Here is a 7,028-nt window from a genome sequence, read left to right as displayed (position 1 = left end):
TGGCGCAAATTACGTGCCAAAGCGAGGGAAGTCATCTGGGAAATGCGGGCTTAAAGTATTTTTGAGGAATGGGAACCGGGGGTTTGGTGGCTGCATCGATTTCTCCGAGAGACATGCCTGTCGTATCAGCGGGAAGAATCGGTGTGCCTTTGATTTCAACACGATGTTTCCCCAAAGGCACCCCCCCTTTATTGGTCACTTCATATTTTCCATCGATCACTTTTCCCGCGGCGATGGGGCCCGTTGGTTGGGGAACAAATCGAATCGCGGCGCCTTCTACTGGAACCCCATCCAGTGTTACGGTTCCTGTTACTATGCGACGGTCAGGGGCATCGCTGACACCTCCACAACCGACGGCCAAAATCAGAATTCCGCAGAGAATTGGTCTTATGCCAGACATTAAAGTTTCCTTTGAGAACGCAGATCAAGTTCGTTCTGTTTGCGTGTCATGATACTTAATTGTTGTTACTATGAGGTATGCGAGAGCAAGGTTAAAATTCGCCGACCACTTCACCGCCGGCGCGGGTGGTAATGTTAGAAAGTGTTCCCTGATCGATATTTTCAGAGATAAAGCGGACCGAACCATCACACAAGGCAAAATGAGCACCTCCGACATGGTAACTGGAAAATCCCTGTGGTCTGAATGCAAAGGTCCCTCCACCGGGAACTGTGTCGATACTATTAATCCCATTACTGGTATCGAAGACATCATATCCCGTGTAAGAGTTTCCATTCAGTCCCGATGCCGATAGGGAGCCTGTGACTTCACCTACGAGCAGTGTGTTGCTTGTACCATCAATGATATCGCGAAATTTGACGCTGGAAATTCCAAAGAGTACACCATTTCCGGTGGGAGTCGGACGCACTCCGTACACTCCGGGACTCGTTTCACATTTCCAGTTAACAGAGTCTGCGACCCCTCCGATATCGGTTCTCCCCATTCCATCCGGTAAGGCACCAGCAAACGTTCCTGCCCGATTAACAAGGGTGTCGGGAGCAGGATTGCTGGGGCAGAGATAAGGTGACACGACTGACAAGCAGGTACTCGAGGTGAAATTAGCGGGAACGAAAGGAGTTGATCCGGAGAAATTGAGATTATTATAGAGATTTGCCTGGTCCAAAAACGGCAGAATGTGCACACCCCATGAAAACATATGGCTACTTGAATATCCACTACAACCACCTGTGATAGCGCCACCGAATGGAAAGGTACTGTGTGTATCTTGATAGTTATGCAGGGCCAATCCCACTTGTTTCAAGTTGTTTTTGCAAGTGGAGCGTCGCGCTGCTTCGCGTGCCTGTTGTACTGCGGGTAGCAAGAGAGCGATTAAGATCGCAATAATGGCAATTACCACCAGCAATTCAATTAACGTAAATCCCCGTTTATTTTTCTCGACGTTGATTTGTAACATTGAACGAACTCCCTCAAGTTAAGCAAAAAAAAAGTAAAAAAATCCTCAATCTGGTATTATTCAACAGGTGCTTTCAATTGCGGTTTTAGATGTTCTGTCAGGTACCTGGTTGCATTATCAATATCCCGGTCCGCAATTGCGTTTGCGATGAGTTCATGCTCCTGGAGTCCTTTGGTTGTGGGGGGGTGGCCGTGCAAGTCACCAGCGTGGAAGTAATCCAGTAAAACTCCATGGAATTGTTTCACAAAATTCCCGTGCGAGGCGGCCAGAATGGTCTGATGATACATGCAGTCCATCTCTTTATATGTTTTACTGGTTCCAGTGGGGTCTAACTTAAAGTTTTTCATCACACGTTTCATTTCGACGACAATCGTTTGCAGTCGAATGATTTCTTCAGCCGAGATCAATTCAACGGCCAGCGCGATGGAACCGATTTCAATTACGGCCCGAAGTTGCTGTAATTCTCGCCAGCCTTGCGGACTGGCGACCTGTGGTACGAGGGCTTTTCTCAGAACAGACGAAAAGTTACTGGCTTCTGCAACGCAGAGTCCGAGTCCCTGCCTGCCAGTCACAATCCCAAGACCTCTGAGTGATCCAATTGCTTCACGCACGACCGTTCGTGAGACACCAAACTCATCAGCCAGATCTGCTTCTGTTCCCAGTCGGTCTCCCGGGACAAGGCGGTCTTTTCGGATTCGTTCACAGAGTTGGTCGGCCAGTTCCGCGCTTAATGTTTTTGCAGAATCAAGGGAACGTTCATTCTGTGAAAGCTTCATCGAAAAATCACCTTCCTGTTGGGAGCATCGTTTGTGATAGATGGGTTTGTCACGTTCGAAAAGCCAATGTCAATTTCCTGTAACTGATTGACAAATGGTGGAATCGATTGATTATCTGCAATGTTCTCTTATACTATAAAACTGTAGATTGTAATACAATCATATAAGCGGCAGTTTGAGCGTCAAGATAATTCGTGGTGTTTCGTTCTGGGAATCAAGAGTTTTGGAAGTGGTTTTCCTTTTTCTGTACGGATTGAGTTCAATGTGGTGTCAGCCTTTTTGATGATTTATGTCATTCCCGGGACTGTTTAGATGAGTTTTGAACATTTCAGTTTGGGCGAAGGGCAAACGCCATTCTTGCGTTCCCGTCGGATCGGTCCTGCTGTGGGGCTCGACCATTTGTATTTTAAACTTGAAACGGTTAATCCCACGGGGTCTTACAAAGATCGCTTTGCGGCAGCTGCTATCTCTGACATGCGGGCGAATGGCAAAAAACGTGTCGTGACTTCCTCGAGTGGAAACGCCGGCTCAGCACTGGCTGCTTACTGTGCAGCAGCGGGCATGCCATGTCAGGTTGCCGTGTTTGATGGTGCGCCAGATAATAAACTGAAACAGATGCTGGCTTATGGTGCAGAAATCTGGAAGATTCAGGGTTTTGGCGCGGACCCGAAAATTACCAGTGAGACATTCGAGTATCTGAAGCAGATCGGGTCGGCTTTTGAATCGCAACTTCAAATCAGCAGTTATCAATATAGTCCTGTCAGTATGATGGGGGTTGAAGCCATCGGCAGGGAACTGGTGAATCAGTCAGATTTGATCGGACGTTCAATCAATCACGTTTTCAGTTGTGCGGGAGGTGGTGGGCTGCTTCTGGCTGTTGTACGTGGTTTTCAAACGGCATTACTGCAGAAAAAAATAGCGATGCTGCCTGCGATGCACTGCGTTCAACCTGCTGGTAATAATACGATTGCTGGTCCGTTACGAGAGGGGGCCGATCACGCGCAAGCCTGTCATAGCACTACTGAAATTGGTGGTCTGCAGGTAGCCAGTGTACTCGATGGAAATGAAGTGATCAGAGCATGCAGACAGTCTGGTGGTTCCGGTTATCTTGTCGAAGATGAGTATGTTTACAGGGTTCAGTCACAATTGGCGCTTGAGGAGGGGATATTCTGTGAGCCTGCCGCTGCGGTCTCCCTGGCGGGTGTTATGCAGGCTGCCTCTGAAGGAAAAATTCAACGCGAGGAAACCGTGGTCTGTCTGATCACAGGCACGGGATTTAAAGATCAGCCCTCGATTGATCGCATGTTGTCTTCCAGAACTTGTCCGGTGGTGACATTGTCGGAATTCATGGATCGAACTGTTTAAATTCAAATTAAAAATAGAGAAAGTTATATCAGATTATGAATTCAATCAAAATGATCACTGCGCTGGGAACTCCCTTAACGGCCGAAGAACAATTACATATTCCCGGTCTGGAAGCACAGATCAACGATCAGCTGGCGCATGGCATCAACGGATTTTTAGTAGCTGGTACGATGGGCTTGATGCAACTTTTGACTGATGACACCTATCGACAACTGGTCGAACAGAGTGTGCGTTTGAATGCGGGCAAAGCCGAACTGCTTGTGGGAGTAGGGGACACCAGCTTTGTGAGGACCTGCGATCGCATACGCATGGTTGAGGATTTCGCCATTGATGGAGTGGTTGTGCTTTCGCCTTATTTTGTCAAATTCAGTCAGGAAGATTTGATCGATTATTTTCATGCTCTGGCAGATGTGAGTTCGAAGCCGTTATATCTTTACGATCTGCCTCAGACGACGGGAACGAAACTCGAAGTGGAAACAGTCATGAAGTTGGCCGAACATCCGAATATTCATGGCATTAAATGTTCGGATCATTTTGTGACCATACGACCGGTGATCGATGTTCCCGATGATGAGTTTCGCGTGATTGTCGCGCAACCAAATTTAATGGATGTCCTTTTGCGGTCCGGCGTGCGTGAGCATTTGGACGGGATTTATGTTCTGGTGCCAGAGTGGATTGAGAAAATGGTAGCGGCATCCGAAACAGAGAACTGGGCAGAATTGAGTTTAGTGCAGCAGGATCTGTCCGAGTTATTACGACTTTTACAATCGTTTTCAGCGCCGCTGTTTGCGACCGTAACCGCGTTGTTAAACATGCGGGGAATTCCCGGGAATTTTGCACCCCGACCGATCCGTTGCCTGACCTCGGCAGAGCATTCACAGCTCGTGGAATTTCCCATCGTTCAGAAAATTTTCGCTGGCAAAACTATCTCGTCTGTGGATGTATGAATGATGCCATCGTAAAGCGGCTCGATTAATCTTTTTTATGATCAACCTGTTTAACCATTTTGTGGACTGATGTGGAAATAATGTCTTCCATATCACCGGCCCAGCGGTACGCGGGGCGGCCGTATTCGTAAAGTCTTGCGCCCCCTTCATAGCCTCCTTCCAGCCAGACTCTTTTGGAAGGGATGTAAGAGATCATGTCATCCGCGTATCCGCAGACCCAGGTACCTGGTCCGAATTCTCTTTTGAAACGCAATGCATAATCGACGACGGTTTCAGCGCCCATGCCAATCATCAACATTTCGTTACCCAGTTTCCAGACATGAATGGGATAAGGATAGGAGGGAGCAAAGGTTTCTCCCTGATCCAGTTTTTTCAGTAAACGAACTGCCCAGCGTTTTAAAATCGCATTACTACTTTTGGAATCTACTTCCAGTTCCTTGCGCGTGACCACCTTCTGGTAGGGAAGTTCTACATACTCAAATTCCATTTTCAATCCCGAAGAGATGGGCTTGAGTGGTTTCTGCAGAGCTTCTTCCACTCCTACTGCCAGCATGTGACCATATTTTTCACAGAGTTCAACTGTTCTGCGCGGGAGCGGGTTCTGGTCTCCACCACAGGTATTGACAAACATGGCGGTCACTCCCGGATGGTTCTTCTCGATTTCCAGTTGTGCAAAGCCCGGGTAGTCGCCACAGACTTTTTTAAAGCTGAGTGTTGTAGGATGGCAAGCATAGCCAAAGAGTACGGCGTCCAGTTTTCCGTCCGGTCGTATGACAGTCATCACGGGAACACTGTGATCAACGGGCCCTACCAGCTCCTTGCCTGCTTTTCTAATTGCGGGAACATCGGCTTCGCGATTGTTGCGACGATTCACCGCAAACGTAGAGTGTCCGGTTCCCATTTGCAGGCTGGCGGGCGCCAGGTTCTTGATTGCTCTGCCGATCAATTCCACTGTTTTAATGACCATGAGGTCCGTGTATTCGTTGACCAGTTTGACCTGCGCGAGATCGACGGGATAGTAATCATAAAGATCATCGCCGAGACGTGGGCCACAATGGTTGTGCGAGAAGGTAAACATAACCTGCTTACGTTCCAGACCATATTTTGTTTTGATCTTTGCAAAGACCCGGTCGCTCATGCTTTTGGGTACACCTTGAAAGTCACTGGTGATCAAGACGGCACGGTTTCCCTGATTGTCTTCCAATGCCAAAGCTTTCATCCAGATATCGTGCAGTGTTTCTTCGGGGGCGCGTTCAGATCCATATCCGGCGAGCCAGACGGCTGTTTCGGGAGTGATCACCTGACGCGCGATGCCAGCTTTCCAGTTTGTGGCGGCATCCACTTTTGATTGTGCGAATCCACAGAGACTGATGGCGAGCAGACTCATCTGCAGGCAAATCAATCGTGAGAAATGATAAAAGAGTCCTGCTTTTGGTACCCAATTCATGGTGATGTTTTCCTTTTTGTATAGAACGGACGCCTTTAAATCGATGCGACTGTATTTTCTAATGTAAGTTTACAAAAGGGAAAATGCAAGCTGGTTTGAGTGAGGGGCAGTGAGAATTGTGATAGACGGGATTGTATACAGAGAGAGGGGGGCGGGGAAATTTTCAGGGGACTTTGATACGCTATGCGTGTGCTGAAAGCTTCATTTTACGATCGTGAGCGATTTAAGACTACCGTTTGTCTGGAAGTTTTTCGTGAATTGCAGTGTGGCTTTGACTCGAATTTTTTCATGGCCGACGACTGCGATTGCGGGTGGTATCATATAACCGGAACCAGGGTTTGTGATTTCGAAGCCGGTGACTTTTCCCTCTTTGATCATTGCTTTCGCGCTGGCGGGGTTATGTTTCCATAGATTGCCTCTTCCCGGTCGATAACGATAATAGTTTGAGACCGTATCGAGTTGGTCATTAGTAATACCATGTTTGCCGAGCGCATCCATCAGCACTTTTTTGTTGGCATTTGCACGTGCTGGAGTGGGATCTCCGCCGCGGGCTGGTTTGACATTGCTGAATGCCTGACGAAACACTTCTGATTTCACACCGAGTGCTGCTGCGATGAGTGTGACTGGTCGCCCATGATCTCGGGGATCGGTTTCATAACCCCCTGTGAAAATGAGACTGCCAGCCGGCGCATTTTGTGTACGCTGTGCCTGAGGTTCCCGATTTTTCGATGGGATTTCGCGACCTTCACTGGGTTGTGTTTCTCTGGGTTGTGTTTCTCTGGGTCGTGTTTCACTGGGTCGTGTTTCACTGGGTCGTGGTAGGCCTTCACCTCTCTGGCGTGGTGGCCGTTCTCCACGCGGACGGTGTGGACGTTCTGCTCTTTCTTGCGGAGGGCCTTCGCCTTTTCGATGTGGCGGTCGTTCTCCTCTCGGATGGTGTGGACGTTCTGCTCTTTCTTGCGGAGGTCCTTCACCTCTTCGATGTGGCGGTCGTTCTCCACGCGGGTGGTGTGGACGATCTGCTCGTTCTTGCGGAGGGCCTTCGCCTTTTCGATGTGGCGGTCGTTCTCCTCTCGGATGG

The 7,028-nt window shown here is 48.7% G+C and carries 8 protein-coding genes; 2 read left to right on the top strand and 6 right to left on the bottom strand.

Annotated elements, in window-relative coordinates:
- Positions 1–31: 31 nt before the first annotated feature.
- From Q0668_RS08215 to Q0668_RS08205, 3 genes are all read right to left on the bottom strand, one after another.
- Complete coding sequence (locus Q0668_RS08215) at positions 32–400, bottom strand: hypothetical protein (protein WP_298862629.1); 369 nt, start codon at positions 398–400, stop codon at positions 32–34.
- Positions 401–491: 91 nt separating this feature from the next.
- The gene (locus tag Q0668_RS08210; protein WP_298862625.1) at positions 492–1,412 is read right to left on the bottom strand and encodes a DUF1559 domain-containing protein; all 921 of its coding nucleotides are present in this window, start codon (positions 1,410–1,412) and stop codon (positions 492–494) included.
- A gap of 56 nt (positions 1,413–1,468) precedes the next feature.
- Positions 1,469–2,188 carry an FCD domain-containing protein gene (locus tag Q0668_RS08205; RefSeq protein WP_298862620.1) on the bottom strand — a complete coding sequence of 240 codons (720 nt, stop codon included), beginning with the start codon at positions 2,186–2,188 and terminating at the stop codon, positions 1,469–1,471.
- A gap of 312 nt (positions 2,189–2,500) precedes the next feature.
- Between Q0668_RS08205 and Q0668_RS08200 the strand changes: the two genes are divergently transcribed.
- Both Q0668_RS08200 and Q0668_RS08195 read left to right on the top strand, forming a co-directional pair.
- Positions 2,501–3,553, top strand: coding sequence for a pyridoxal-phosphate dependent enzyme (locus Q0668_RS08200; protein ID WP_298862617.1), 1,053 nt, complete (start codon positions 2,501–2,503; stop codon positions 3,551–3,553).
- A 35-nt stretch (positions 3,554–3,588) separates the two neighbouring features.
- Positions 3,589–4,500: a dihydrodipicolinate synthase family protein gene (locus tag Q0668_RS08195; protein ID WP_298862614.1), complete on the top strand. Its 912-nt coding sequence runs from the start codon at positions 3,589–3,591 to the stop codon at positions 4,498–4,500.
- A 25-nt stretch (positions 4,501–4,525) separates the two neighbouring features.
- Here Q0668_RS08195 and Q0668_RS08190 read toward each other — a convergent pair whose 3' ends face one another.
- The 3 genes from Q0668_RS08190 to Q0668_RS08180 form a co-directional block, all read right to left on the bottom strand.
- The gene (locus Q0668_RS08190; RefSeq protein WP_298862611.1) at positions 4,526–5,947 is read right to left on the bottom strand and encodes a neutral/alkaline non-lysosomal ceramidase N-terminal domain-containing protein; all 1,422 of its coding nucleotides are present in this window, start codon (positions 5,945–5,947) and stop codon (positions 4,526–4,528) included.
- A 201-nt stretch (positions 5,948–6,148) separates the two neighbouring features.
- On the bottom strand, positions 6,149–6,544 hold the full coding sequence (locus tag Q0668_RS08185) for a hypothetical protein (protein ID WP_298862608.1): 396 nt from the start codon (positions 6,542–6,544) through the stop codon (positions 6,149–6,151).
- The coding region (locus Q0668_RS08180) for a hypothetical protein (protein ID WP_298862605.1) at positions 6,541–7,028 on the bottom strand (488 nt) is incomplete at its 5' end. The genes Q0668_RS08180 and Q0668_RS08185, both read right to left, overlap by 4 nt.

Origin of the sequence: uncultured Gimesia sp. (assembly GCF_937910335.1) — a bacterium.
Classification (GTDB): Bacteria; Planctomycetota; Planctomycetia; order Planctomycetales; family Planctomycetaceae; genus Gimesia.
The sequence above is the reverse complement of the archived record's forward strand: the minus strand, read 5'-3'. Positions and strand labels throughout refer to the sequence as shown.

Bases quoted from the DNA above. Each gene is read 5' to 3' on its own strand.
- Q0668_RS08205 (WP_298862620.1), bottom strand. From the start codon at position 2,188: ATGAAGCTTTCACAGAATGAACGTTCCCTTGATTCTGCAAAAACATTA.
- Q0668_RS08195 (WP_298862614.1), top strand. From the start codon at position 3,589: ATGAATTCAATCAAAATGATCACTGCGCTGGGAACTCCCTTAACGGCC.
- Q0668_RS08190 (WP_298862611.1), bottom strand. From the start codon at position 5,947: ATGAATTGGGTACCAAAAGCAGGACTCTTTTATCATTTCTCACGATTG.
- Q0668_RS08200 (WP_298862617.1), top strand. From the start codon at position 2,501: ATGAGTTTTGAACATTTCAGTTTGGGCGAAGGGCAAACGCCATTCTTG.
- Q0668_RS08210 (WP_298862625.1), bottom strand. From the start codon at position 1,412: ATGTTACAAATCAACGTCGAGAAAAATAAACGGGGATTTACGTTAATT.
- Q0668_RS08215 (WP_298862629.1), bottom strand. From the start codon at position 400: ATGTCTGGCATAAGACCAATTCTCTGCGGAATTCTGATTTTGGCCGTC.